The 25,798-nt window shown below is 69.3% G+C and carries 24 protein-coding genes; 6 read left to right on the top strand and 18 right to left on the bottom strand.

The window, feature by feature from the left end; all coding sequences use genetic code 11:
• Positions 1-50: 50 nt before the first annotated feature.
• The 5 genes from ABZS29_RS32215 to ffh all read right to left on the bottom strand — a co-directional run bounded on the left by ABZS29_RS32215 (position 51) and on the right by ffh (position 7,060).
• On the bottom strand, positions 51-1,406 hold the full coding sequence (locus ABZS29_RS32215) for an N-acetylmuramoyl-L-alanine amidase (protein ID WP_355467697.1): 1,356 nt from the start codon (positions 1,404-1,406) through the stop codon (positions 51-53).
• Positions 1,407-1,549: 143 nt separating this feature from the next.
• Positions 1,550-2,656, bottom strand: a complete 1,107-nt coding sequence (locus tag ABZS29_RS32220) for an amidohydrolase family protein (RefSeq protein WP_355467699.1) — start codon at positions 2,654-2,656, stop codon at positions 1,550-1,552.
• Positions 2,657-2,680: 24 nt separating this feature from the next.
• Positions 2,681-3,811, bottom strand: a complete 1,131-nt coding sequence (locus ABZS29_RS32225) for a lytic transglycosylase domain-containing protein (RefSeq protein WP_355467701.1) — start codon at positions 3,809-3,811, stop codon at positions 2,681-2,683.
• A 220-nt stretch (positions 3,812-4,031) separates the two neighbouring features.
• Complete coding sequence (locus ABZS29_RS32230; RefSeq protein WP_355467703.1) at positions 4,032-5,363, bottom strand: lytic murein transglycosylase; 1,332 nt, start codon at positions 5,361-5,363, stop codon at positions 4,032-4,034.
• Between the two features lie 143 nt (positions 5,364-5,506).
• On the bottom strand, positions 5,507-7,060 hold the full coding sequence (gene ffh / locus ABZS29_RS32235; protein WP_355467705.1) for a signal recognition particle protein: 1,554 nt from the start codon (positions 7,058-7,060) through the stop codon (positions 5,507-5,509).
• 130 nt (positions 7,061-7,190) lie between these two features.
• Between ffh and ABZS29_RS32240 the strand changes: the two genes are divergently transcribed.
• The 3 genes from ABZS29_RS32240 (at position 7,191) to ABZS29_RS32250 (ending at position 9,534) form a co-directional block, all read left to right on the top strand.
• Positions 7,191-7,598: a hypothetical protein gene (locus ABZS29_RS32240; RefSeq protein WP_355467706.1), complete on the top strand. Its 408-nt coding sequence runs from the start codon at positions 7,191-7,193 to the stop codon at positions 7,596-7,598.
• Positions 7,599-7,610: 12 nt separating this feature from the next.
• Complete coding sequence (locus ABZS29_RS32245) at positions 7,611-8,573, top strand: hypothetical protein (RefSeq protein ID WP_355467708.1); 963 nt, start codon at positions 7,611-7,613, stop codon at positions 8,571-8,573.
• 70 nt (positions 8,574-8,643) lie between these two features.
• The gene (locus tag ABZS29_RS32250; RefSeq protein ID WP_355467710.1) at positions 8,644-9,534 is read left to right on the top strand and encodes an arginase family protein; all 891 of its coding nucleotides are present in this window, start codon (positions 8,644-8,646) and stop codon (positions 9,532-9,534) included.
• Here ABZS29_RS32250 and ABZS29_RS32255 read toward each other — a convergent pair.
• Genes ABZS29_RS32255 through ABZS29_RS32270 form a run of 4 tightly spaced genes read right to left on the bottom strand, consistent with a single transcriptional unit; the run spans position 9,527 to position 14,527 of the window.
• Positions 9,527-10,567 (bottom strand): DUF2332 domain-containing protein, encoded by a 1,041-nt coding sequence (locus tag ABZS29_RS32255; protein WP_355467712.1) that lies wholly within the window; start codon positions 10,565-10,567, stop codon positions 9,527-9,529. The genes ABZS29_RS32250 and ABZS29_RS32255 overlap by 8 nt on opposite strands.
• 10 nt (positions 10,568-10,577) lie before the next feature.
• Positions 10,578-12,836: a [protein-PII] uridylyltransferase gene (locus tag ABZS29_RS32260; RefSeq protein ID WP_355467714.1), complete on the bottom strand. Its 2,259-nt coding sequence runs from the start codon at positions 12,834-12,836 to the stop codon at positions 10,578-10,580.
• On the bottom strand, positions 12,837-13,175 hold the full coding sequence (locus tag ABZS29_RS32265; protein WP_355467716.1) for a P-II family nitrogen regulator: 339 nt from the start codon (positions 13,173-13,175) through the stop codon (positions 12,837-12,839).
• A complete protein-coding gene (locus tag ABZS29_RS32270; protein WP_355467718.1) occupies positions 13,172-14,527 on the bottom strand; it encodes an ammonium transporter in 1,356 nt (451 codons plus the stop codon). Before ABZS29_RS32270 ends, ABZS29_RS32265 begins: the two co-directional genes overlap by 4 nt.
• Positions 14,528-14,789: 262 nt before the next feature.
• On the opposite strand from ABZS29_RS32270, the gene ABZS29_RS32275 reads away from it, so the two are divergent.
• Positions 14,790-15,389, top strand: a complete 600-nt coding sequence (locus tag ABZS29_RS32275; protein WP_355467720.1) for a TetR/AcrR family transcriptional regulator — start codon at positions 14,790-14,792, stop codon at positions 15,387-15,389.
• Between the two features lies 1 nt (position 15,390).
• Here the strand turns inward: ABZS29_RS32275 and ABZS29_RS32280 are convergent, their stop codons facing one another.
• The 3 genes from ABZS29_RS32280 to ABZS29_RS32290 are packed head-to-tail and all read right to left on the bottom strand — an operon-like array spanning position 15,391 to position 16,988.
• The gene (locus tag ABZS29_RS32280; protein WP_355467722.1) at positions 15,391-15,585 is read right to left on the bottom strand and encodes a hypothetical protein; all 195 of its coding nucleotides are present in this window, start codon (positions 15,583-15,585) and stop codon (positions 15,391-15,393) included.
• Positions 15,582-16,016, bottom strand: coding sequence for a sigma factor-like helix-turn-helix DNA-binding protein (locus ABZS29_RS32285; RefSeq protein ID WP_355467724.1), 435 nt, complete (start codon positions 16,014-16,016; stop codon positions 15,582-15,584). Before ABZS29_RS32285 ends, ABZS29_RS32280 begins: the two co-directional genes overlap by 4 nt.
• A gap of 27 nt (positions 16,017-16,043) precedes the next feature.
• Positions 16,044-16,988 (bottom strand): NAD(P)/FAD-dependent oxidoreductase, encoded by a 945-nt coding sequence (locus ABZS29_RS32290; RefSeq protein ID WP_355467726.1) that lies wholly within the window; start codon positions 16,986-16,988, stop codon positions 16,044-16,046.
• Between the two features lie 76 nt (positions 16,989-17,064).
• Here ABZS29_RS32290 and ABZS29_RS32295 point away from each other — a divergent pair, with 76 nt between their 5' ends.
• Positions 17,065-17,640 (top strand): helix-turn-helix transcriptional regulator, encoded by a 576-nt coding sequence (locus tag ABZS29_RS32295; protein ID WP_355467728.1) that lies wholly within the window; start codon positions 17,065-17,067, stop codon positions 17,638-17,640.
• Positions 17,641-17,677: 37 nt separating this feature from the next.
• Complete coding sequence (locus tag ABZS29_RS32300; RefSeq protein WP_355467730.1) at positions 17,678-18,637, top strand: asparaginase; 960 nt, start codon at positions 17,678-17,680, stop codon at positions 18,635-18,637.
• On the opposite strand, the gene ABZS29_RS32305 is transcribed toward ABZS29_RS32300, so the two are convergent.
• The 6 genes from ABZS29_RS32305 to cydB all read right to left on the bottom strand — a co-directional run bounded on the left by ABZS29_RS32305 (position 18,609) and on the right by cydB (position 25,791).
• Positions 18,609-19,832: a sigma-70 family RNA polymerase sigma factor gene (locus ABZS29_RS32305; protein ID WP_355467732.1), complete on the bottom strand. Its 1,224-nt coding sequence runs from the start codon at positions 19,830-19,832 to the stop codon at positions 18,609-18,611. The two genes, ABZS29_RS32300 and ABZS29_RS32305, sit on opposite strands and share 29 nt — an antisense overlap.
• Complete coding sequence (locus tag ABZS29_RS32310) at positions 19,810-20,217, bottom strand: YciI family protein (RefSeq protein WP_355467734.1); 408 nt, start codon at positions 20,215-20,217, stop codon at positions 19,810-19,812. Before ABZS29_RS32310 ends, ABZS29_RS32305 begins: the two co-directional genes overlap by 23 nt.
• Before the next feature lie 76 nt (positions 20,218-20,293).
• Positions 20,294-21,475, bottom strand: coding sequence for a signal recognition particle-docking protein FtsY (ftsY, locus tag ABZS29_RS32315; RefSeq protein WP_355467736.1), 1,182 nt, complete (start codon positions 21,473-21,475; stop codon positions 20,294-20,296).
• A 43-nt stretch (positions 21,476-21,518) separates the two neighbouring features.
• On the bottom strand, positions 21,519-23,189 hold the full coding sequence (cydC, locus tag ABZS29_RS32320) for a thiol reductant ABC exporter subunit CydC (RefSeq protein WP_355467738.1): 1,671 nt from the start codon (positions 23,187-23,189) through the stop codon (positions 21,519-21,521).
• Positions 23,186-24,811, bottom strand: coding sequence for a thiol reductant ABC exporter subunit CydD (gene cydD / locus ABZS29_RS32325; protein WP_355467739.1), 1,626 nt, complete (start codon positions 24,809-24,811; stop codon positions 23,186-23,188). The genes cydC and cydD overlap by 4 nt, the downstream gene beginning before the upstream one ends.
• On the bottom strand, positions 24,808-25,791 hold the full coding sequence (cydB, locus tag ABZS29_RS32330) for a cytochrome d ubiquinol oxidase subunit II (RefSeq protein ID WP_355467741.1): 984 nt from the start codon (positions 25,789-25,791) through the stop codon (positions 24,808-24,810). The genes cydD and cydB overlap by 4 nt, the downstream gene beginning before the upstream one ends.
• Between the last annotated feature and the right edge of the window lie 7 nt (positions 25,792-25,798).

Consider the following 25,798-nt stretch of genomic DNA (forward strand, 5'->3'; position numbering starts at 1 on the left):
CTGGGTCGGTGCAGCAGGCTCTACTCTTTCCCCTCCAGCCAGCGGGACGGTCAGGTGCAGACCGGTACGCCGGGCAGCTTCGGGTTCGGATCCGAGATGTAGATGTTGGTCATGTAGCCGCCCTGGTCGCGGAGCTTGGCCCACCAGTTGTTCGTGGTCCCCTCGGCGGTGACGGTGTCGCCCTGCACCTGGCAGGTGACGAAGACCTGCGTCGGGCCAGGCAGCTCGGTGATGATCGAGGCGCTCAGCTTGGGCGCCGAGCGAACCCGGACACCGCTGCCGTAGGTGGTGAAGTTGTACGTCGGCGGGTTCGGGTCGCCGCCGTTCACCAGCTGCATGTAGTAGGTCCAGTTCCAGTTCGGACCCGGGTCGGTGTGGGTCTGGTTCGGGAACTCGCTGTGGCCCTTGATGTGGGCGCGGTCCTTCGGGATGCCCCGGCGGTCGGCGATGTTGCGGACCAGCGCCGCCGACGAGCGGTACATCGCGTCGGTGAACCAGGACGGCTGGTCGACGTAGCCCTCGTGCTCGATGCCGACCGTGTAGCCGTTCTCGGTGCCGACGTGCCAGGCCTTGTCCTTCTCGGCCACCATCTGCGTGACCTGACCGTCGCTGGACCGGATCACGTAGTGCGCGCTGACCTTGGCCGCCGAGTTCTTGAACCAGCTGATCGTCCCGGCGTACGAGCCCTGGGTCACGTGGATGGTGATCGCGGAGATCGCCTGCGTCCGGCCGACGGTGTAGTTGCACGAGCAGGCCGGGTTCCAGATCGCGCCCGGATAGTCGACGGCCTCGACCGACGACTCGCTCCGAGTGCCGAGCGGAGCCACCTTCGTGTAGGCGCCACGCTGCGGCGTGACCTGCTTCGGCGCCACCGTCACGCCTTCGGCACGCACGCCCGATCCGATGATCCGGTAGACCTCGTCGGTGTACAGCCGGGCGGTCGGCCCGTCGGCGGAGTGCGAGTACTTGGCGACGGTCTCGTACCAACGGCCGGCGTCCTTGCGCGCGTCACCCTGCAGCCCGGACGCGTCGGCGTACGAGTCGAGGACGGCGGCGGCGCCGAGGATGTTCGAGGGCGTGTCCTTGGCAAGCTGCTCGACCGGCAGGCCGGTCAGCTGGGCGGCCTCGGACATCGTGTGGTTCTTGTTGTTGCTCACCAGGTGCATGACGCCGTAGCCATTGGCCTGGCTCGGCGTGCCGTCGTGGCCGTCAAGGTGCGACTCGGCGTAGCCGATGCCGACCAGCAGCTCACGCGGTACGTCGTACTTCGTGGAAGCGTTCGTAAAGGCGGTCGAAATGTCGACCGAACCGACCGGCTCGGTCGGCTGCGCGGCGTTGCTCGGCAGGGCGCTCAGGGCGAGCGTGCCGGCGGCCGCGGCGGCGAGGAGGGCGGAGAGTCTGGACACGGGTACTCGGGCGGTTTTCCCCATGGGCGGTTCCTTCCCTTGGCCGGTCCACCGAGGGGCGTCGGCGGTCCCGGATGCAAGCTAGCCGTCAGGCTAGGCGAAAACCTTCCGTCATGACCAGTAATTGAGTGAACTTTTTCCGGTCACCGCATGAATTCGCCTGATGACGCGATTCTGCCACGCAGAACGATCACTTTCGGGTGCGACAGGACGGCGGGGTGCACGCGCGGATCGTCGTCGTACACGACCAGGTCGGCCGGGTCGCCCGGTTGCAGCGTGCTCGGGACGCCGAGCCACTCCCGCGCCGCCCACGACCCCGCGGCCAGGGCCTGCTCCCCCGACATCCCGATCCCGGTCAGTGCCTGGATCTCCTGAGCGATCAGGCCGTGCCCCAGTACGCCGCCCGCGTCGGTTCCGGCGTACACGGGGACACCGGCCTCGAAGGCGTCCCGGAGCCGGTGCAGGCGCCGGTCGTACAGGTCGGTCATGTGCGCCGAATAGACCGGGAACTTGGCGGCCGCCTGGTCGGCGTACTCCGGGAAGTTCTCCAGCTGGATCAGCGTCGGTACGACGGCCACCTGGCGCTCGGCCATCAGCGCCAGCATCTCCGGCTCGAGGCCGGTGCCGTGCTCGATGCAGTCGATGCCGGCGGCGAGCAGATCGGGCAGCGCGTGTTCGCCGAAGACGTGCGCGGTGACCCGGGCCCCGAGCTCGTGGGCGCGGGCGATGGCCGCGGTGAGCGCCTCGGCCGGCCAGCACGGCGTCAGATCGCCGGCGTCGCGGTCGATCCAGTCGCCGACCAGCTTGACCCAGCCGTCACTGCGCAGCGCCTCCTGCTCGACGTACGCGACCAGCTCGGCGGGCTCGATCTCCCAGCCGTAGTTGCGGATGTAGCGCTTCGAGCGGGCGATGTGCCGGCCGGCCCGGATGATCTTCGGCAGATCGGGCCGGTCGTCGATCCACCGGGTGTCGGTCGGCGAACCGGCGTCGCGGACCAGCAGCGCTCCGGCGTCGCGATCGGCGACCGCCTGCCGCTCGGCCGTCTCCCGGTCGACGCCGCCGTGGGTGTCGAGCCCGATGTGGCAGTGCGCGTCGACCAGTCCCGGCACGATCCAGCCGCCGGTGTGCACGGTGGTGACATCGCCAGTGGCGGGCCGGTCGACGACCAGCCCGCCACTGAGATACAGCTCCTGCTGCTCACCGGACGGCAACACCGTGCCGACGAGCTTGAGTACGCCGGATTCGCTCATTCTCAGACCGTATCCGGGGTGGAGTCAGCCGTGCGAGCCGCCACCAGGGGTGCAGGTGGGGTTGGTCGGCTCGGCGGTGCACGGCGTACCGGTCGGGGTCTCCGTCGGGGTCGGCGTGGGCGTCGGCGTTGGCGTCGGAGTGGGGGTCGGAGTCGGAGTCGGCGTCGGCGTCGGGGTCGGCGTCGGCCGCTGTGTCGGCGGCTTCGTCGGCTTGTGCGTCGGCGACTTGGTCGGCTCCTCGACCGGATCCGGCGTCGTGGTCGGAGTCGCGGTCGGCTTCTTCGTCGGGGTAGGCGTCGGCGTCTTGGTGTCGTCCGGCACGTCCGGGACCTGGCGCGGGTCGACCTTGCGCTCGGCGTTGCCGGTCGGCTTCGGGACGGACAGCTGACCCTTCTCGTTCGGGATCAGGACGGCGTTCTTGCTGTAGACGCGCATCCACTTCAGCACCGTGGCGACGAAGTCCTTGGAGTGCTGGTACCGCAGCAGCGACTCGACCAGGTCCCGCGGGCGCTTCAGGTCGTCGCCGTCGGCGCACAGGTAGACCGCCACGGTGGTGACCGCGTCGTACACGTTGTTGGGGTTGCGGTAGCCGTCACCGTTGCCGTCGGCGCCGTAGTCGGCCCAGACCTGCGGGATGATCTGCATCGGGCCGACGGCCCGGTCCCAGGTCAGGTCGGCGTCGTACTTGCCCTTGTCGGTGTCCGGGATCTTGCCGTTGCCGGCCTTGCCGTTCAGCATCGGGCCGAAGATCTTGCCGCGGGTGGTGCCGGCCACGTCGACCCGGCCCCCGCTGGCGTGATCGGACTCGACCTTGCCGATCCCGGCCAGCAGCGGCCAGGTGAGGCCGCAGTTCGGCCGGACCACGGCGAGATTCGCGGTGGCGCGGCGGTAGGCGGGGAAGACCCCGCGGGGAATACCGTTCACGGCGTTCGGACGCCCGGGACGGACGACCGAGCGGCCGTCGGTCGCCCCTTGCACGGGGACATCGGCACGGGCGGGCTTGTCGGATCCGAGCCGGCCGTCCACTCCGGGACGCTGGGGCACGATCATCGTCAGTTCGTCGAATTCACCGCTGTTCAGTCCGGCTCCCGGCTGGGGAGCGACCGGACTGTCCGTCGCGAGCTGACCGGAGGCACCGGCCCCGCCCGAAGCCACCGTGACGATGGCCCCGACCAGGAGCGGGACCGTGCACAGTGACGCGATGATGATTTTGACCCGACGGTTTCCACTACGGGTTAGGCGCATAGTCGGCTCAACGACCGACACGCCGGAAAGTTACATCAAGTCGGCGCTAAGTTACCTGTCCCGGAAGAGCTCACGAAAACAGGCAGCCTGATCGCACGAAACCGTGCAGGGACAAGGGATTGGCGACCGATCAGCTGTTCGGCGTCGGCGCCTGTCCCGGCCCCGAACCCTCGGGCGCCGGCGTGGTGCACGGCGGCGGGGTCGCCGGGTCGTCGGCCTGGGCCTGTGCCTGCGTCTGCTCGCCACCGGTCGGTGTCGTCGTCGCGTCCGGGCCCGTCGGTGTGGGAGTCGGCGTCGGCGTGCAGACCGGCGGGGTCGGCGTCGGCGTGGGCGTCGGCGTGGGGGTCGGAGTCGGTGTGGGCGTCGGCGTCGGGGTGGGCGTCGGCCTGGGGCTCGGCGTCGGCGAGTACGGCGGCTTCGGAGTCGGGCTCGACGGCTTCGGCGTACTGGGCTTGGGCGTCGTCGGCTTCGGCGTCGGAGTCGGCGTCGGCTTGGGCGTGGTCGGCTGCGTCGTCGTCGGCGTGACCGTCGGAGTCGGGGTCGGCGTCGGGATCGGGTCGCCGTTCCGCGTCGGGTTGTCGACGTTGCCGTCGTCGCCCGGCGGGGTGATCTGGCCGTCCTGGTCCGGCACCTTCACGGTCTGCTTGCTGTACGACTGCATCCAGCGCAGCACCGTGGACACGTAGTCCATCGAGTGGTTGTACCGCAGCACCGACTCCACGAGCCCCTGCGCGTCGGCCAGGTTGGCGCCGCCGGAGCAGAGGTAGTCACCGGCCGCACGGGCCGCGTCGAAGACGTTGTGCGGGTTCTTGACGCCGTCCCCGTTCCCGTCGGCTCCGAACGACTTCCAGGTGCCCGGGATGAACTGCATCGGCCCGACCGCGCGGTCCCACTGCTTGTCGCCGTCGTACTGACCTTGGTCGGAGTCCGAGATCGCGGCCATCCCGGGGCCGCCGTTCAGCACCGGGCCGAGGATCTGGCCGCGGGTGTTCCCCGCTGCGTCGACCTTGCCGCCGTTCGCGTGGTCGGACTCGACCTTGCCGATGCCGGCCAGCAGTGGCCAGGTGAGGTGGCAGTTCGGCTTCGCGATGGCCAGATCGCCGGCAACCTTCTGGTACGCCGCCAGCACGGTGCCCGGGATGCCGGACGCGTCACCGCTGGTTCCGGCAATCGGCGGGACGGTGCCATCCGTCGTACCGGTGACTGGGACCGTGACGGTCGACTTCTCCTGGGTCGGCAGACTGCCGTCCGCACCAGGCTGACCCGGTACGTCGTTCACCAGGTCGTCGAAGACGGCGTCGGGCCGCTGACCGGCCAGGGCGTGCGCGTCGACGATGAACGTGTTCGACGTGACGCCGCCGATCACGAACACCGCGACCATGGCGGTCGGCGGAGCCAGGCACACCCAGGTGGCGGTGAGCTTCCCCCGCCAGGTGTCCAGGTTCGCGAACTGCTGCCTCATCCGATCCGTCCTTCGACGTTTCCGCAGTACCGTCTTGCTTTGGGCGTAGGCCCGATCTTAGCGGGCCGGAGCTCATCGACAACGGGTAACGGGGTGTCACTTGATGCAGTGATCAAGTGCCCGATCGGGCAGGCAGCCCGTCGTCACTGACCGCCGAGCATCTTCTTCAAGTCGTCGGGGAGCTCGAAGTCGCCGCCGTTCTGGCCGCCGCCGAACGCCGCCGGGAGCTGACCCGGCTGCGGTTCCTGCGGCTGGGGCGCACCCCCGGCCCGCTTGGCCGGGTTGCCCGAGCCGCGCTTCTTGCCCTTCTTGGCCTGCTGCTGCTTCGCCTTCCGGGCGCCGCCGCCCGGCATCCCCGGCATGCCGGGCATCCCCGGGATGCCCTTGCCGGAAGCCATCGCGGCCATCATCTTGCGCGCCTCGAAGAACCGCTCGACCAGACCGCTGACGGTGGCGACCTCGGTCCCCGAACCCTTCGCGATCCGGGCCCGGCGGGAGCCGTTGATGATGGTCGGGTCGGTCCGCTCGGCCGGGGTCATCGAGTGGATGACCGCCTCGATCCGGTCGATCTCGCGCTCGTCGAAGTTCTCCAGCTGGTCCTTGAACTGGCTGGCGCCGGGCAGCATGCCGAAGATCTTGGTCAGCGGGCCCATCTTGCGCACCGACTGCATCTGGGCGAGGAAGTCGTCCAGGGTGAAGTCCTTGCCGCCCTTCTTCTGCAGCTTGGCCGCCGTCTTCGCGGCCGACTCGGCGTCGAAGGTGCGCTCGGCCTGCTCGATCAGGCTCATCACGTCACCCATGCCGAGGATGCGCGACGCCATCCGGTCGGGGTGGAAGACGTCGAAGTCCTCGAGCTTCTCGCCGTTGCTGGCGAACATCACCTGGCGGCCGGTCACCTGCGCGATCGACAGCGCCGCACCACCGCGGGCGTCACCGTCGAGCTTGGACAGCACCACGCCGTCGAAGCCGACGCCGTCCAGGAAGGCCTGCGCGGTGACGACGGCGTCCTGACCGATCATCGCGTCGACGACGAACAGGATCTCGTCCGGGTTCACCGCGTCGCGGATGTCCGCGGCCTGCTTCATCAGCTCCTCGTCGACACCCAGCCGGCCGGCCGTGTCGACGATCACCACGCTGTGCTGCTTGGACCGCGCCTCGTCCATCGCCTGCCGGGCGACGTCCACCGGGTCGCCGACGCCATTGCCCGGCTCCGGAGCGAACACCGGTACGCCGGCCCGCTCACCGACCACCTGGAGCTGGGTGACCGCGTTCGGCCGCTGCAGGTCGGCCGCGACCAGCATCGGCGTCTGGTGCTTGGTCTCCTTCAGCCACTTGGCCAGCTTCCCGGCCAGGGTGGTCTTACCCGCACCCTGCAGACCGGCCAGCATGATCACCGTCGGCGGCCGCTTGGCCATCCGCAGCTCACGGGTCTCCCCGCCGAGGATGCCGACCAGCTCCTCGTTCACGATCTTGATCACCTGCTGCGCCGGGTTCAGTCCCCCGCGCACCTCGGCCCCACTGGCCCGCTCCCGGATCTTCGCGATGAACTCGCGCACCACCGGCAGCGCGACATCCGCCTCCAGCAGCGCGATCCGGATCTCCCGCGTCGTCGCTTCGATATCGGCGTCGGTCAGCTTGCCCTTGCCACGCAGATTCTTGAACGCAGCGGACAACCGATCGGAAAGCGTGTCGAACACGGGAAAGTCCATCCTCTAGCGAGCACCGAACAACTCCGCAAGTCTACCGGCCGCCCCACGCCCACCGGACCTGCCCGCACCTGTGGATAACTGGCAGCACGGCAGCATGCGTTCCGGATAGCGTTCGGGCATGGATGTCGCGCAGATCAACTCGCTCTTCACGCAGGCGCGGTACGAGCAACGGCAGGACCCGGCGTACGACGTGCGCCCGGTCCAGGAGGTCCTTCGCGATCTCGTCGCCGGCGAGCCTGAGTCCGACGACAAGGCCTGGGCGCTCCGGCTGGCCGACAAGCTTGCCGAGCCCCTGCCCGCGCCTCGTGAGATGAGCGCTCTGTACGACGAGGCAGTCGCGATCGCGGGCGAGCTGGCAGCAGCTGACGCGCCGGTTGCGGAGCAGGTCGCGGCGCTCGACAAGGCTTGTGAGCGAATCTGGGCAATCGCCGACCGAGCGCCGAGTGATGAGGCGGCGGACATCAGGGCGCTGACACAGCCGCTGTCGGCGTACCGGGACGAACTGCAACCGCCGACTTTCCCGTGACGGGCTGATCACGTGCCTAACTACCAGCAGGTGCCGCCGGAGTCCGCGGTCCATCGGGAGTTCACCCGGCTGTATCGGCTGGCGCAGCAGCAGCGGCCGGGCGCTGGTGATGCTTGGAACGGAGAGCTGTACGCCGTGGACGGCGGAGCGTGGGCTCAACTCAACCGCGAGAGCGGCGCGATCGCACTCTCCAGTCAGCATGTGTTGCCGCATTTGAGTGGGCAGACCCGGCCTGAGCATGCGCACGAACAGGCAACGGCGTTGCGACAGGTGCTCAAGGTGGCCACGCGCGCCGGGATGCCGTCGACCGCCGCGGCGTCGCCGCAGGCGAGCGGGCTTGCCGTGGGCGTCGTCGAGGTGCGGGCCGCGACGGACTTCGACGCGTTCGCGGAGCGGGCGGGCTATCCCAACCTGCCTGCTCCCCCACCGGAAGCCGAGGGCGCCTTCGCCGCAACCGACAGCCTCCTCACCCAGTCATCCGGGCTCACCACCAGCCGCGATGCGTTGCTGAGCGAGCTCGTGGCGACGCCGGTGGGGATGCAGTTCGATCGGTTGGCGAACGGCGTCGTACGCAACCGGCTGCGCGAGGAAATCCCGTACGACGCGGCTCGGCAGGAGGCGGCGCGGGCTCGGCTGATCGTCCCGATGATGCACGAGGCCTGGCCGGCCCTTCCGCAGCATGCGGCGGCCGACGGGCGCCAGGTGGGCGAGGAGATCCGCACCGGCTTGAACTCCGCGGTCGAAGACCTCCGCCACGAGCACCGCCACCCGGGTGCGGCGACGCCGGCCGCTGACGGGGCGGGCCGGGGGCAGGAGCACTCGCGGGAGCTGCGGTTCTTGACCGGGCAGGCGAGTGCGGGCGGAGCGACTGCTCGGCGGCCGTCGTTGGGTGATGGCGCCCGGGGCGCCGGGGCGCCTGCGGTCGCGCGGGCCGGGCGGCAGGCTGGTCGAGAGGACGGGGTGAGGCGGGGGTAGGCGCGATGCAACGGGGAGCCGCTACGATCCACTAACCAGAAGTTAACTATTGATCGGTTAGGGAGGGATCGTGGGGCGGAGTCGGGTGGTGGTGGACGGGCCGTCGAACTTGGGGTTGCGGCCGCCGGCGGAGGGGACTGTGCCCGGGTGCTACAAGCTGGCCGGGGCGTTGCGGGATCAGGGGATCGTGGGACGGATCGGGGCGGCGGACGGCGGGTGCGTCGTGCCGCCGCGGTATGACCGGGGTGATTGGCGGCCTGGGGACGGCGTGTTCAATGCGGCCGCGATGGCGTCGTACAGCGTGCGACTGGCGGATCGCGTGGGCGCCTTGCTCGACGACGACAAGTTCGTCGTGCTGCTGGGTGGTGAGTGCAGCAACCTGCTCGGGCCGGCGTTGGCACTCAAGCGGCGCGGCCGGTACGGCGTCGTCTACCTGGACGGCCATTCGGACATGCGAACCGTCGACAACGACGAGTACGTCGGTGCTGCGGGCGGTGAGGCGTTGGCGTTGGTCACCGGGCGCGGACAGGACGACTTGACCGACCTTGACGGCTTGAAGCCGTATGTTCGCGACACTGATGCCGTGATGCTCGGGTATCGCGAGGACGAGGCCTATCTGGAGACGCTGAAGGAGACCGGCATCCCGCACTGGTCCGCGCTGCAGGTCAGTGCGGACCCGGCGCAAGCAGCATCCGATGTGCTCGCGCACCTGGAGCGGCCCGAGCTGGACGGCTTCTGGGTGCATCTCGACGTGGACATCCTCGACGCGGAGATCATGCCCGCGGTAGACAGCCCGGACCCCGGCGGCATCGACCACGCCCAACTGCGGGCGCTGCTGCAACCGCTGCTGGCCTCGGCGAAGTGCGTCGGGTTCGACATCGGCATCTATGACCCCGATCTCGATCCGGAGCAGGTCTACGCAGCCGAGCTCACCGACACCCTGGTGGCAGCGCTCAGCTGAGCGGGTCCCAGACCATCCCCTGGCCGTGCGGATCGGCATGTCCGAGCACCCGGCGTACACCGCCCGGCCAGGTCTCGAGGTCGACCAGGAACTCCTCGTCCCATTCGCCCGCCGATTCGAGTCGTAGCCGGGCCAACGGCGTCGACTCCCCCGCCTTCGCGCCCAGCTCGGCCAATGCGGCGTCAACTGCGGCCTGGTCCTCCGGCGACAGGTAGTGCCACATGATCGAGTGCCAGAGCACCGTCAGGTGTCCCTCGGACAGCTCCAGCCCGCGCACGAACGACACTGCGTCCTCACGCCTGATGTCGGCCGGCACCTCGCGCGCAATCGCCAGTGCGCCTCGCAGTCGCGCCAGCCGCTCGGCCTGGTCCGCCCACACGTACGACGTCAGTGTCCGCGCGCCCTCCTCGGACAGCGCGTTCACCGGCGCCACGTCACTGCCCACCCGCTCAGCGATCCGCAGCGGCGACCGCGGTACCTCCCGACCGGACCACGCCGACTCGATGACGACCGGACTGTCCGCCGGCCCGTACGACGTACCGTCCGCGAGGTTGAAGCGGAAGTGGTCAGCGCGAAGGTTCAGTCCGGCACTGGAGCCGATCTCGAACAACCGCACCGGCAGGCCGAACTCGTCGGCCAGTTGCAGCAGACCGCCGTACAGGGCGACGGAGCGGCGTACCTCGTTGGTCTGCGGCGGCTGGAGCAGCCCCGCGCGCAGTTCAGCGGCTCGCGACTGCAGCACCTGCTCGAACGCCTCCCAGCCGAGCACTGGGTCCCACACCCCGCCAACACTCGGATAGAAGCTCGCAAGCTCAGGCGCCTCACCGGACAGCACCAGCCGATGCACAGCGCCCAGTAGCGGCAAGGCGATCGACTCTTCGAACTGATGCCCCTCATAGCTCCCGAGTACGCCGGTGGACGCGCCACCGAGCTCGTAGTCGTCCACGATGCGCCGGAGCAACTCGGCGTACATCGGGGAGCCGAGTTCCTCGCATTCGACGGCTTGACGCTGCAGACCCGCTACGACACCCATAGCGTCGAGGTTAGAAGGTCAGGCGGTCCAGCACGGTCTTCGCGGTGGTTCGCGCGTCCTCCTCTTCGAGTGGCGAGCCATGGCGGTCAGTGAGGTAGAAGACGTCAACACACTCAGCGCCGAGCGTGCTGACGTGCGCAGAGCGAATGTCAGCGCCGGTAGCCGCAATAGCCGAGGCAACGTCGTACATCAGGCCTGGCCGGTCGTGAGCTCGCACCTGGAGGACGGTTGCCGTTTCGGATGCTCCCGGCAACAGGTCAACGCGGCTGGCGACCCGAGGAGCCGACGAGTCACGCGCCGCCAAGCGCCGTACGAGGTCGGTGTTGTCGCGCAGCGCAACAGCAAGCCGGTCCCGCAACCGCACCGGGTCCGGCGCGGAGCCGGCGACAGTCCACTGCGAGATGCCGAGCCCATCGGCCGACGTCACGACCGCAGCGCGCACCGACAACCGCTCAACAGCCAGTACGGCGGCCACCGTCGCGAGCGTGCCCACCTGATCAGGTACGGCGACGTTGACCCGCAAGTCACCGTGGTGCTGGGTCACTGTGACCCCAAGCCGGCCAATGCCGACCACCTGATGCAGAGCAGGCACCGGAATCGGCGGAGTGTCGGTCCACATGCCCTCGCCGCCACCGGACAGTTCACCGCGCACTCGACGGCACAGCTCACCCACGAGCCGCATCCGCCACGGCGACGACGCCGCGGGACCAGCTGCGCGCGCATCGGCGTACGTGAGAGCTTCCAGCAGATCCAGCGTGTCGGTGTCGTGCACGATCCCCGCGACCAGGTCAACCGTCATCGGGTCGTCCAGGTCGCGCCGGGTGGCGACCTGCGCCAGCATCAGGTGCTGTCGCACCAGCAGGGTGATCGTGTCGGAGTCCGCGTCGTTGAAGCCGATCCGCCGCGCAACGCGTGCAGCAATGACCGCACCGGTGACGCTGTGGTCGCCGTCGACCGCCTTGCCGAGGTCATGCAGCAGTGCGGCAACCAGCAGCAGGTCAGGACGTCGTACGTCGCGCACCATCTTCGAGGCCTCGACGCAGGTCTCCAGCAAGTGCCGATCGACCGTGAAGCGGTGGATCGCCGACTGCGGCGGCCGGAACCGCACGCTGTCCCACTCCGGCAGGATCCGCGAAATGTAGCCGGCCTGATCGAGCGCCTCCCACACCTCAAGCAGTCCGTCGCCCGCACCTAGCAGTGCGCACAGCAACCGCTGCGCCTCCATCGGCCACGGCTCTGGCAGTGCCAGCGCCTTCGAGGCCAACCGCGTGCAGACAGCAGGCGACAGACCAAGCTCACGATCCGCAGCGACCGCCGCGGCCCGCAGACCCAGTACGGCGTCCCGCTCCGGCCGCGCATCCGGCATCAGCACAACTTCGCCCTCGTGCTGCCCGACACCCTCATCGAGTGCGAGCAGCAGCGGCCCACCAGTCCGTTGGAACCGCCGCGAGCGCGGGGGCCGCGTCAGCAGACTCTCCACGCGCCGCCAGGAGATGTCACACACATAGGCGAGCGTCCGCCCGGTCGCGTACACATGCCGCAGCAGCTCGTCGCGACCGCCCAGGCCGAGCCCAGCCGCGACCTCGCCGGCCACATCAGCGACCAGGCGGTCAGTAGCTCGACCAGCAACCGTGTGCAGTTCGTCGCGCACGTCCAGCAGGTCGCGCCGCACTCGCTCCACTACGGGATGCGGTACGTCGATCAACCACGACGCCACCAATGCACGCAGTACAACGGCATCCCGGAGACCGCCGTACGACTCCTTGAGGTCGGGCTCGGCCAGGTGGGCGAGTTCTCCGACACTGGACGCCCGATCGCGGCACGCCTGCGCCAGCTCGGGCAGCCTGGTTTTCGCCGTACGCCGCCAGTCCGCCATCAGCACGGACCGCAGCTCCAGCGTCAGATGCGAGTCCCCCGCGACATGCCGCGCATCCAGCAGCCCCAACGCAACCCGTACGTCGTCCGCCGCGGAGGCGCGCGCTTGGGCGACAGTGCGCACGCTGTGGTCCAGCTTGGTCCGCGAGTCCCACAGCGGGTACCAGATCTGGGCGGCCAGCTCGTCCAGCCGTGGGTACCCGTCGACGTGCAGCAGCATCACGTCGAGATCGCTGTACGGCGAGAGCTCCTCCCGGCCGTAGCCGCCGACAGCGACCAGGGCAACGCCCTCGGTGGGTACACCGAGGGCGTCACATGCCTTGGAGAGGAGCAGGTACAGCAGCGCGTCGGCCTCTTCGGCCCGGGCACGCCGCTGCTCTGCTCTGTCTGCCATCTAGAGGGCGTCTCCGTCCAGCTCACCGGTGCGGACCCGGACGATCGTCTCGACCGGGGTCACCCAGACCTTGCCGTCACCGATCTTGCCGGTCTGCGCGGCCTTCACGATCACGTCGACCACGTCGGCGCCGTCACTGTCCTCGACGACCACCTCGAGCCGCACCTTCGGGACCAGGTCCACCTCGTACTCGGCGCCCCGGTAGACCTCGGTGTGGCCCTTCTGCCGGCCGTAGCCGCTCGCCTCGGAGACCGTCATCCCGGTGACGCCGAACGTCTCCAGCGCGTTCCGGACGTCTTCCAGCTTGTGCGGCTTGACCACCGCGGTGATCAGCTTCATGCGTTGGCACCTTCCTTCTCGGAAGTCTCGGTGTCGTCATTGTCCTGCACCGGCGCCGCAGCGGGAGCCGGCCGGGCCGAGAGCGCGCCGCGCAGACCCGTCGCGCTGAGGAAGTCGTACGCCGTCTCCGCGTGCTCGACCTGGTCGACACCGGTGATCTCGTCCTCTTCGGTGAGCCGGAAGCCGATGGTCTTGTCGATCAGCTTGGCCAGGATGAACGCGACCACGAAGGAGTAGACGCCGACCACCACGTTGGCCAGGGCCTGCTTGCCGAGCTGGCCGACGCCGCCGCCGTAGAAGAGGCCGTCGACCGCCGACGGCGCCGCCGCGGTGCCGAGCAGACCGATCGCCAGCGAGCCGAACAGACCGCCGACCAGGTGCACGCCGACCACGTCGAGCGAGTCGTCGAAGCCGAGCTTGTACTTCAGCGAGACCGCGAAGGCGCAGATCGCACCGGCGAGGACACCGAGGATGAGCGCGCCGATCGGGCTGACCGCGCCACAGGACGGGGTGATCGCGACCAGACCGGCCACCGCACCCGAGGCCAGGCCCAGGGTCGTCGCCTTGCCGTGCACGAGCCGCTCCACGATCAGCCAGCCGATCACGGCGGCCGCCGTGGCGACCTGCGTGTTCACGAAGGTGATCGCGGCGGTGCTGCCGGCGCTCAGCGCCGAACCGGCGTTGAACCCGAACCAGCCGAACCACAGCAGCCCGGCGCCGAGCAGGACCAGCGGCAGGCTGTGCGGCCGCATCGGGTCCTTCTTCCAGCCGATCCGCTTGCCGAGCACGATCGCCAGTGCCAGCGCGGCGGCACCGGCGTTCACGTGCACCGCCGTACCGCCGGCGAAGTCGATCGCCTTCAGCTTGTCGCCGATCCAGCCACCGTTGCCGTCGTCCAGGAACCACACCGAGTGCGCGACCGGGAAGTAGACCAGGCAGGTCCAGCCGACCACGAACGCGATCCAGCCGCGGAACGTCACCCGGTCGGCGATCGCACCCGAGATCAGCGCCGGGGTGATGATCGCGAACATCAGCTGGAAGGCGACGAAGGCGAGTTCGGGGGTGGTGCCGCTGATCGCCTCGGGGGCCATCAGGCCCTTCAGCCCGGCCTCGGAGAAGTTCCCGATCACGTGCCCGTTGTCACCGCCGAACGTCAGCGAGTAACCGGCCACCACCCACAAAACGGTGACGACCGCGATGGTGATGAAGCTCATCATCATCATGTTCAGCACGCTCTTCACGCGCACCATGCCGCCGTAGAAAAAAGCCAGGCCCGGTGTCATCAGCATCACCAGGGCGGCGCTAGCCAAGACCCAGGCGGTATCGCCGGCGTTGATCTCCATCAACGTCATCCCTTCCATGTCATCAGGGGGTGGCCGGCGTCCTCGATCGGGAGAACTCCACAACTCCGGGGAGCCCGCGCCCAGCCACACCGCACACGGTGTCGGCGCGCCGTTTCAGCCGATCGGTCGATTTGTTTCCGGCATGTGACAAAGCGGCCGCCCAGGTGACATCGGCGTGACATGAGCCTCGATGGGCACCGGTATGGCACTCTGGCCTGGACCACACGGGACCGCAGCCGCGCCACTGCGCCCGTCCGAAGTAGGGAACGAAATGGAGACCGAACACGGGGTGACGCCGCGTCGCGGCCGACCGCGCGACCCGGAGGCCGAGCCACGGATCCGCCGGTACGCCGTTCAGCTGCTGCTGGAGCGTGGGTTCGACGGAATGACGGTGGACGATGTCGCCGAGGCCGCGGGGGTCGGCAAAGCGACGATCTACCGGCGGTGGGCGAGCAAGGAGGAGCTCGCCAACGACGCGATGGCCGACCTGTTCGACTTCGAGATTCCGGACGCCGACACCGGCTCACTTGCCGGCGATCTGCGCGAGGTCTACGGGAACGCCCTGGCGCTCGTGAACAGCGAGGCCGGAGTCGCGCTGATGCGGCTCGGGATCACCGAGGCGAACCGCGACGAGCGGTCCGCCGCGATCTACCGGTCGTTGATCGATCGCCGGATCGCGCTCACCAGGGCAGCCCTGGAACGCGCCTGGGCCCGCGGTGAGCCGGTTCGCCGGGACGCCGATCCGGTCATGATGGTTCAGTGGCTGTCCGGATTGTTCGTGCTCCGGATCCTGCTCAACGAACCGATGCCTGCCGTGGCGGAAGCCGATCGCCTGGTCGAGCTGACACTGCGGGTGATCCAGGAGACGTAGCTCAGAGCCAGCCGGACGCGAACGCCGTCGCGACGGCCAGCGCGATCCCGACCGCCACCAGCACGCCGACGATCGTCGTACGGCGACGGCGGCGTCTGAGGATCGTGCCGGCCGTCCACGCGCGGTCCGCCAGGTCGACCTCCGGCAGGTCGTCGGAGACCTGGCTGAGCAGGGGTCCGATGTCCTCGCGCCTCATCTGCTCTCCCCCGCCGCGATCGCCTTCCGGAACCGGTCGAACGCGGAGAGTCCCTGGGCGTGCACCGCGGAGTGCGACATGGTCAGTACGTCGGCCACTTCGAACTCCGTGAGCTCTTCCAGGTGCAGGAGCACCAGGATCGTCCGCTGGGTGGGTGTGAGGTCCGCGAGGGCCTGTTCGACCGGGTTTTCACTGTCCGGAAAGGGGCGCAGCCGGCTCCATCGGGTAAGGCCCGGTTGGTAGAGCAAACGCTGGACGAAGACGTCGGGGTCGTCGACCTTCGGCCAGTACAGTGACAGCCGGGTGAACGCATGCAACAGCGCGTGCTCGGCCCGCCCCAGGTCGCCGTACACGAGGTACGCAGTACGTAGCCATCTACCCTGTCGCGCATCCACGTACGACGCGAACTCCGGGTCGACCGTCTCGAGCATCCACCCCTCCGGGCCCTATTAGACCTCTCAACTACCGCGCGCGGCGAGAGCCAATCGCGTCTCTTCTGCGATCAGGTCTGCATTGATCGCCGCACCGGCCCGCAGCCCCGCACCGGCCGCGTGAACGACCTGTGCCATCGGGTCCGTGACGTTGCCCGCTGCAAACACCCCTGGCACAGCAGTCTCCCCCTTGGCGTCGACTTCAATCGCGTCCCCGTAGACAGCGCCGGCCATCTCCAGCTCGGTCGTTTCCAGACCGAGGTCGACCAGGAAGCCGGCGCGGGACCGCAGCTGCGTCTGCACGGTCAGTGCGTCGCGTGGGATCACCTTGCCGCCCTCCAGACGCACACCGGTGAGCTTCCCGTCCACTACCTCGACCTGCTCCACCTTGCCTTGTACGACGGCGATCTGGCGCGCCGCGAGCTCTTCCCACTGCTCGTCGGTCAGATCCGGCGCGGTGTGCAGGAACAGCGTGACGTCGTCACTCAGCTGCCGGAACATCTGTGCCTGGTGGACAACCATCGAGCTGGTGGCCAGCACACCGATCGCCTGGTCCCGCACCTCCCAGCCATGGCAGTACGGGCAGTGCAGCACGTCCTTGCCCCACTGCTCGGCCAGCCCGGGCACATCAGGCAGTACGTCGGTCAGACCGCTCGTGACCAGGATCCGCCGAGCCCGGTACGTCGTACCGTCCGCCAGCTCGACCGTGAACACGTCGCCACGCCGCACCGCGGTGACCGTGCCTGTCGCGAACTGACCGCCGTACCCGGCGACCTCGGTGCGGCCGATCGCGTAGATCTCGCTGGGCGGCGTCCCGTCCCGGGTCAGGAAGTTGTGCACGTGGCCGGCCGCCTCGTTCCGCGGCCGGCCGTCGTCAATCACCAGGACCGACCGGCGCGACCGCACCAGCGCGAGCGCCCCACTCAGTCCGGCGGCCCCGGCACCGATCACAATCACGTCGTACTCGCTCATCTCGAGCTCCTCTCGTCGTTCTCCGAGCATCCGCAGCGCTCTCGTTTTCGACAAGATTGTTTGCCAGAATGGCAACGTGGAAGCCTTCGACGATGTCCTGGAAGCAGTGGGCCCGCGGCTGCGAGCGTTGCGGGTCGAGCGCGGTACGACGCTGGCGCAGCTGTCCGAGTCGACCGGCATCTCCGTGAGCACGCTGTCCCGGCTGGAGTCCGGGCAACGCAAACCGACGCTGGAGCTGTTGTTGCCGTTGGCCCGCGCGCACCAGGTGCAGCTCGACGAGCTGGTGGACGCGCCCACCACCGGCGACCCGCGGATCCACGCGAAGCCGATCCAGCGCTGGGGCGCGACCATCATTCCGCTCAGCAAACGGCCCGGCGGACTGCAGGCGTTCAAGCAGATCGTGCCGGTGGGCTGGCCGGGCGGTGAGGTCGAACAGAAGACTCACGAGGGCTACGACTGGATCTACGTGCTGTCCGGCCGGATCCGGATCGTGCTCGGCGACCAGGACTTCATCCTGACCGTGGGTGAGGTGGCCGAGTTCGACACCCGGGTCCCGCACTGGTTCGGGAACGCGGGGCCGGGACCGGCCGAGATGTTGTGCCTGTACGGACCGCAGGGGGAACGGATGCACGTCCGGGCCCGCACCCGCTAATCTTCGGCCGTCGGTCCGCACTGTTGAGGAGCTGGTTGTGAGCGTCGCGTTGTTCACCTTGGGCGGCACCATCGCGATGGCCGGCAGCCGCCGGCTGACCGGAGCAGATCTGACTGCGGCCGTCCCCGGACTGGCCGAGCTGGGTCAGCCGGTGGAGATCCAGGACATCGAATCGGTCCCCAGCGCCAACCTGACCGCGGCCAAGATGCTCGAGGTCGTCGATGCCGCGTCGAAGGCGATCGCTGCCGGCGCCACCGGCGTCGTGGTCACGCAAGGTACCGACACTCTCGAGGAGACGTCGTTCCTGGTGGACCAGGTGTGGCCGCACCCGCAGCCGTTCGTGCTGACCGGCGCCATGCGCAACCCGACGCTGGCCGGACCGGACGGGCCGGCCAACGTGCTGGCCGCGTGCCGCGTCGCCTGCTCCCCCGCTGCGCGCGACCTCGGAGCCTTGGTCGTCTTCAAGGACGAGATCCACGCCGCTCGCTGGGTACGCAAGACGCACAGCACCAGTACGGCGACCTTCGTGTCGCCGAACGTCGGCCCGATCGGCCACGTTGTCGAGGACCAGGTCCGCATCCTCGCCCGCCCGGTCCGGCTGGACGGCGTACAGGGCAGTGCGGAGCCGGCTGACCTGGATGCGAACCAGGTGGCGCTCTACACGATGACCATGGACGACGACGGACTGCTGCTGAAGGGCTTGGCCGACACCCACCGCGGTCTGGTCGTGGCGGGGTTCGGTGCGGGCCATGTGCCGGCCGCACTCGCTCCGGTGCTCGGTGAGCTCGCAGCGACGATGCCCGTCGTACTGACGTCGCGGACCGGCGCCGGATCGATCGTGCGGAACACCTACAGCGCGCCGGGCTCCGAGATCGACCTGCTGCAGCGCGGTCTCATCGACGGCGGCTTCCTCGACCCCTACAAGGCGCGGGTGCTGCTTCGGTTGCTGTTGGCAACCGATGACGACATCACGGCGGCGTTTGCTCAGTACCAGTGAGGGCGGAGGCCTTCTTCAGCAGATAGTCGCGCTCCGGCAGGCTCGTCGTACCGCGCGCTGCCGCTCGGAAGAACTCGACCGCCGTCTCGTGGTCGCCGCGCATCTCGTGCAGATGGCCGCGGGTCGCGTCGAGGCGGTGGTTGCCTTTCAGTTCGTCGTCGAGCGGCTCCAGCAGCTTCAGACCGGCATCCGGTCCGTCGACCATGGCGGCGGCGATGGCACGGTTGAGCTTCACCATCGGATTGCCGGACAGGTCGACCAGTAGGTCGTAGAGCGCGAGGATCTGCGGCCAGTCGGTGTCCTCGGCGCGCTCGGCTTCGTCATGCAGGGCTGCGATCGCGGCCTGCAGCTGGTACTCGCCCAAGGGTGGTGAGTGGAAGGCCTCGACGGCCAGGGCTACGCCTTCGGCGATGTGGTCCGCGTCCCACAACGAGCGGTCCTGCTCGGCGAGCGGGATGAGCTCTCCGGTGCTACCTGTGCGGGCGGCGCGGCGCGCATCGGTGAGCAACATCAGGGCCAGTAGGCCGGTGACCTGTCCGTCGTCGAGCTGTGCGTGCACCGCACGGGTCAGACGGATTGCCTCACTGGACAGGTCGCTCCGGTGCAGCTCCGTGCCGCTGCTGCTCGCGTAGCCCTCGTTGAACATCAGGTAGAGCACGTGCAGCACGTTGCGCAGACGGTCCGCATCGGCGGTGAGCTCGAAGGTCGCACCCTTGAGCCGGCTCTTGGCCCGGCTGATCCGCTGCGCCATCGTTGCCTCAGGCACCAAGTACGCCGTGGCGATCTCGGCGGTGGTGAGACCGCCGACCGCTCGCAGGGTGAGCGCGATCGCCGAGGCCGGAGTGAGCGACGGATGGCAGCACAGGAACAGCAACCGAAGCGTATCGTCGTGCTCCTCGACCTCCTCCGGCGGCAGCTCGCGCAGCGCGGCGCGCTCCTCGCGGCGGCGCCGGGACTGGGCCTGGCGGACCTCGTCGATGAACCGCCGCGAGGCAGCCTGGATCAACCAAGCCTTCGGATTGTCCGGCTGCCCGTCCCGCGGCCACGTCGTGGCAGCCGCCAGCAACGCCTCCTGGACGGCGTCCTCGGCCGCCGCGAAGTCGCCGCAGCGCCGAACGACCACACCGAGGACCTGCGGCGTCAGCTCACGCAGCAGGTCCTCGAGCGTGTGGTCAGATGTCCCAGAAGTCCGCATCCGACTCCATCAGTCGACGAACCTCGATCGGCTGCTCGATCGGAACGCCGCCAGGCCCGGGCGCGGCGGACTGCTCGGCGGCGATCTCCAGCGCCCGCTCCTCCGACTCGACATCGATCAGCGTGTAGCCGGCCAGGATCTCCTTGGACTCGGCGTACGGCCCGTCGGTGATCACCGGCGCGGTCACCTGCGCGGCCCGCACGACCTTCGCGTGCTTCGGCCAGGTCAGGCCCTGGACGTCGATCAGCTCGCCGCGCTCGCGCAGCCGGTCCAGAGTCGCCGTCAGGTGGTCGAGGTGGGCCTTGCGGTCCTCCTCGCTCCACTCGTGCATGGTCGTGGTCGACGTACCGCCGTCGTGGTTCATCAGCAGCAGAAACTTGGTCATGGTCTTCTCCTTGTCGTGGCCCCGTCACCCCAGAGACGAGCCTGCGGAGGCGTTCTCGACATCTGGTTCAGACTTTTCAGTCCAGCAGGGCGTCGACGAACTGTTCCGGGTCGAACGGCGCCAGGTCGTCGGCGCCCTCACCCAGTCCGACCAGCTTCACCGGTACGCCGAGCTCCCGCTGCACCGCGATCACGATGCCGCCCTTCGCCGTACCGTCGAGCTTGGTGAGCACCAGACCGGTCACGTTGATGACCTCGGCGAAGACCCGGGCCTGGGTGAGGCCGTTCTGCCCGGTGGTGGCGTCGATGACGAGCAGCACCTCGTCGACCTCGGCCGACTTCTCGATCACCCGCTTCACCTTGCCGAGCTCGTCCATCAGGCCGGTCTTGGTGTGCAACCGGCCGGCGGTGTCGACCAGCACGACGTCGGCCTCCTCGGCGATGCCCTGCTTGACCGCGTCGAACGCGATGCTGGCCGGGTCACCGCCCTCCGGGCCGCGCACGGTCCGGACGCCGACCCGCTCGCCCCAGGTCTGCAGCTGGTCCGCCGCCGCGGCGCGGAACGTGTCCGCCGCCCCGAGCACGACGTGCTTGTCTTCGGCGACCAGCACCCGGGCCAGCTTGCCGACCGTGGTGGTCTTGCCGGTGCCGTTGACGCCGACGACCAGGACAACGGCCGGCTGAGTGTCCCTGCGGCTCACCGCGAGCGACCGATCCATCGCCGGGTTCACCAGCTCGATCAGCTCCTCGCGGAGGATCTCCCGCGCCTGCGCGGGCCCGACTCCCTCGACCCGCATCCGCGTCCGCAGCTTCTCCACCAACTCCTGGGTGGGCGCGACGCCGACGTCGGCCGTGATGAGGGTGGTCTCGATGTCCTCCCACGCCTCCTCGTCGAGCTTGTCCCGCGACAGCAGCGCGAGCAGGCCCTTGCCGAGCGAGCCCTGCGACCGGGCCAGCCGCGCCCGCAGCCGAACCAGCCGGCCCTGCGCGGACTCGGGCTTGTCGAGCGCCGGCGCCTCCTCGGGCAGCTCGGTGTCCTCGACCGTGCGCGTCGGGGTGTCCCGCGGTGTCTCGGCGTCCTCACCGACCGTCGGCTCCGCCGTGTCGAGCGGGGCCGGACGCTGCGCCGGCGGCAGTTCGGAGCGGCGGCGCCGGGTCACGACCAGTCCGGCCGCGCCGCCCAGTACCACCACCGCGACGACGATGATCGCGATCAGGACCTGGTCAGTCAGCAAGGTGACAAGCTCTGGGGTCAACACGGTTCCCCATCTTGGCAGACGCCCGGCCCGCCGCCCGCATCAATCACGGCAGCCGCACCGACTGTCGCAGTGCGTGAGCGGGCGCTAACTCTGGCCGGTGGGTCAGCAGCACGACGGTCCGCTGCCCCGCCGCGGTGAACAGATCCTCCAGCAACGCCCGACCGGTCTCCTCGTCCAGATGCTCGGTCGGCTCGTCCAGGACCAGTACGTCGCGGTCCGCGAGCAGCAACCGGGCGAACGCCAGCCGCTGCCGCTCACCACCGGACAACCGGGCGCCGTGCTCACCGACCATCGTGTCCAGCCCGTCCGGCAGCCCCTCGACGAACACCCCGAGCCGGGCGAGGTACAGCGCGCGCCACAACCGCAGGTCACTGGCGCCGGGCTGGGCGAGCAGCAGGTTCTCCCGGATGGTCGTATCGAACACATGGCTCTCTTGTGTCAGCAGCCCGACCACCGACCGCACCTGGTCACCGTCAAGGCTCGCCAGATCCACCCCGTCGAGGAGCACTTCGCCGCTGCGAGGCTCCAGGAACCGAAGCAGCACCGCCGCCAGGGTGCTCTTGCCCGAACCACTCGGTCCGGTGATCACCACGCGACTTCCAGCTGGCATGCTCAAACTGAGCCCGTCCAGCACGTCGTCGTGCCGAAGCGGGTCGCTGCCTCGTCCGTAGTCGTCGTACCCGACGTGGAGCTGCTTCACCTCCAGGTCGCGTCCGCGCGGGAGCGGCGCGGGCGTGGTGGGCTCGTGCACCGGCTCCGGGGCGTCGACCAGCTCCTGCACCCGGGCGAGGGCCGCACGCACCCGGATGGCGAGCTGTGCGGCGGCCGGGATACCACCGAGAACATCGGCCAGGGCGAGCGGTGTCAGCACGAGCACCGCGAAGACCGCGCCGGTGATGTTCGCCGTACTGCCCAGCACGAGTCCGGCGATGCTCGCGCCGCCCACACACAGCACGAGGAGCGCTCCGCCGAGCCCAGCACTCCAGGCCGAGCGGCGCTCAGCCGCCGCCAGCCTCGCGTCCCGCGCGCTGAACTCCGCCAGTACGTCGTCCACCGCGTTGAACGCGACGATGTCACCAGCCGTCAGCAGCGTCTCGGTGGCAGCCGCGGCCACCTCACCACGCTCGCCCGCCAGCCTCCGCTCCGCCCGCGCCGCTGTCGCCGCCGTCAGCCAGGGCACGACGGTGCACGCGATCAGCACCGCCACCGCGACAGCAGCTCCCGCAGTCGGCAGCAGCAGCGCGAGGAGCGCCACAGTCGCAGTAGCCGTCACCATCGCGACCGCCACCGGCAGCAGCACGCGCAGCCACAGGTCGAGCACTGCGTCCACATCCAGCACCAACCGCGCCAGCAGATCGCCCTGCCTGCGACCGCTCAACCCACCGGGCGCGATCCGCTCCAACCGACCGGTGATCCGCGCCCGCGTCTCCCCCAGCACTCGGTACGCCGCATCGTGGCCCGCCAGGCGCTCGACGTACCGGAAGACGCCCCGGCCGACACCGAACGCGCGCACGGCCACGATCGGAACCATCAAGATCAGCACCGGCGGCTGAGCCGCAGCGGTCGTAATCAGCCACGCCGACGTCGCCAGCAACGCCACCGCAGAACCAGACGCAGCCACCCCCGCCAGCAACGCAAGCCCCAACCGCCACCAAACCCCACGCTCCGGCCGCACCAACCCCCAGCTCGCCGCGGCTTTGGTTCGCTTGCTCATGCGGTCACCAACTCTCGGGTCCCCACCACGACACTTCGGTCGGCGGCCGCCATCAGCGCGGGCCGGTGCGCGACCATCAGGACAGTCCGGCCGGTTGCACGCAGCCCGGCAACCACCGCCGCCTCAGCTTCGGCGTCCAGGCCCGCGGTTGGCTCGTCGAGCAGCAGCACCGGCGCATCGGTGATCAGTGCGCGCGCCAAGGCCACCCGTCGCTGCTGACCTCCCGACAGCAACTGGCCGCGCTCACCCACCGCCTTGTCCAGCTCCAGCTCACCAGCACCGGCTGCGTGCAGCGCCAGCCGCACGTCGTCATCCGAAGCGGACGGCCGACCCAACCGCACGTTGTCCGCGACTGTCCCCATCCGCAGGCCTGCCCGCTGCGGCACCCAGGCGAACTGCCGCCGCCACTCGGCCGGTTCGAACTCGTCCGCCGCACTGCCACCCATCACGACCACACCGCGCTCCGGCGCAACAAAGCCCAGCAGCACCGCGAGCACTGTCGACTTCCCAGCACCGCTGGCTCCGGTGAGCGCGACCACCTCGCCCGGCCGAACCTCCAGGTCAAACCCCTCGAGCGCCGGCTCCGACCGTCCCGGATACCGCACGGTCACGTCGAACAACTGCAGAGTGTGCGTCCGCAGGTCCGGTACGTCGGTCCGCTCGCCGCGCTCCGGCAGTGGCGTCTCCAGCACCCGGAACACCTCCTCACTGGCGGCAACCCCGTCCGCGCTGGCGTGGAAGTGCAGACCGACCTGACGCAGCGGCAGGTAGGCCTCCGGCGCGAGGATCAGCACCATCAGCGCGGTCTCCAGTCCGAGGTGACCATCGATCAGCCGAAGCCCGACGCCGACCGCGACCAGCGCCACCGAGATGCTGGCCAGCAGTTCGAGGACGAACGACGACAGGAACGCGACCCGCAGGCTGCTCATCGACGCCACCCGGTGCCGATCGGTCACCCGGCGTACGGCGTCCTGCTGGGCCTTGGCGCGACCGAACAGCTTCAGCGTCGGCAGACCCGTCACCACATCCGTGAAGTGATGAGCCAGCACGCCGAGCGCCTGCTGACGTCGTTTGCTGTGCGCCTGAGTCGCCCAGCCGATCAGCGCCATGAAGATCGGTATCAACGGAAGCGTGACGACGACCGTCCCGGCCGCGATCAGGTCACCGGTCGCCATCCAGCCGACCACTCCGGCCGGAACCGTTGCCGCGAGCACCAATTGGGGCAGGTAGCGGGCGAAGTACGGATCGAGGTCGTCGAGGCCCTTGGTCAGCAACGTGGTCAGCGCGCTGCTCCGCTCACCACTCAGCCACACCGGACCGAGCTTCAGGGCGTGCTCCAGCACCTGCCGCCGCAGCGTGGACTTCACGGCCGCCGCAGCACGCTGTGCCACCACCTCCTGCAGCCATAGCAACGCCGCACGCCCTGCCACTACTGCAGCGAGCGCCCAGGCGACGCCAGTCACGTCCTGGCCGTGCAGCACCGCCCCTGCGATGCCTTTGGCCAGCAGCACGGCCTGGACGATGATCAGGACACCGCTGGCGATACCGATCAGCACCGACGTCGCCAGGAAGGCGCGGGCCGCCTTGGCTCGCCGTAGCAACCGAGGATCGAGAGGCTTCATGCCACCACGACCCGCTTGCGGAACACCCAGTACGTCCAGCCTTGATAGAGCAGCACCATCGGCGTGAAGATCGCCGAGATGATCGTCAGGATCTTCAACGTGTACGCCGTCGACGCCGCCTCGACCGCGGTGAGCGTCGACTGCGGATCCAGCGTGGACGGGATCACCACCGGGAACAGCGCTGCGAACAACGACACCACGGCCAGGCCGGTTGCGACCGCCGTACCGGTGAAGGCCCAGCCCTCACGGCCGAACCGGTTGGCCACCAGCCCGCCGACGAAGGCCAGCGCCGCGGCACCGGCCACGAGAGCCGAAGCAGTGTCACCGCGCAGCGCCTGTGCCCACCAGAGGAAGGCGACTGTCAGCAGTGCCGTCACCACACCGAGCCGTCCTGCCAGCCGGTTCGCTCGCTCGCGCAGCACGCCCTCGGTGCGCAGCGCCAGGAAGATCGCGCCATGCGTGACGAACACCGCCACGAACGTCACCCCGCCGAGGAGTGCGAACGGACCGAACAGATCGCCCAGGCTGCCGACGAACTCGTGTGAGTTGTCCAGCGGTACGCCGCGGACCAGGTTGGCGAACGTGATCCCCCAGAGCAGCGCCGGCACCACCGACCCGATCGTGATCAACGTGTCCATCCGGCCGCGCCACGCCAGGTCGGCGCGCTTGCCGCGGTACTCGATGGCGACACCACGCAGGATCAGCCCGACCAGGATCGCGAACAGCGGCAGGTAGAACCCGCTGAACAGCGTCGCGTACCACTCGGGGAACGCAGCGAACGTGGCCGCGCCGGCCATCACCAGCCACACCTCGTTCCCGTCCCAGACCGGTCCGATCGTGGTGATCGCCGCCCGGCGCTCCGGCTCGTCCCGGCCGATCACCCGCAGCAGCGCCCCCACCCCGAAGTCGAACCCCTCCAGCACGAAGTACCCGGTCCACAGCCCCGCGATCACGAGGAACCAGACAGTCGTGAGCTCCATCAGTCAG

Origin of the sequence: Kribbella sp. NPDC005582, assembly GCF_040605415.1 — a bacterium.
Taxonomy (GTDB): domain Bacteria; phylum Actinomycetota; class Actinomycetes; order Propionibacteriales; family Kribbellaceae; genus Kribbella.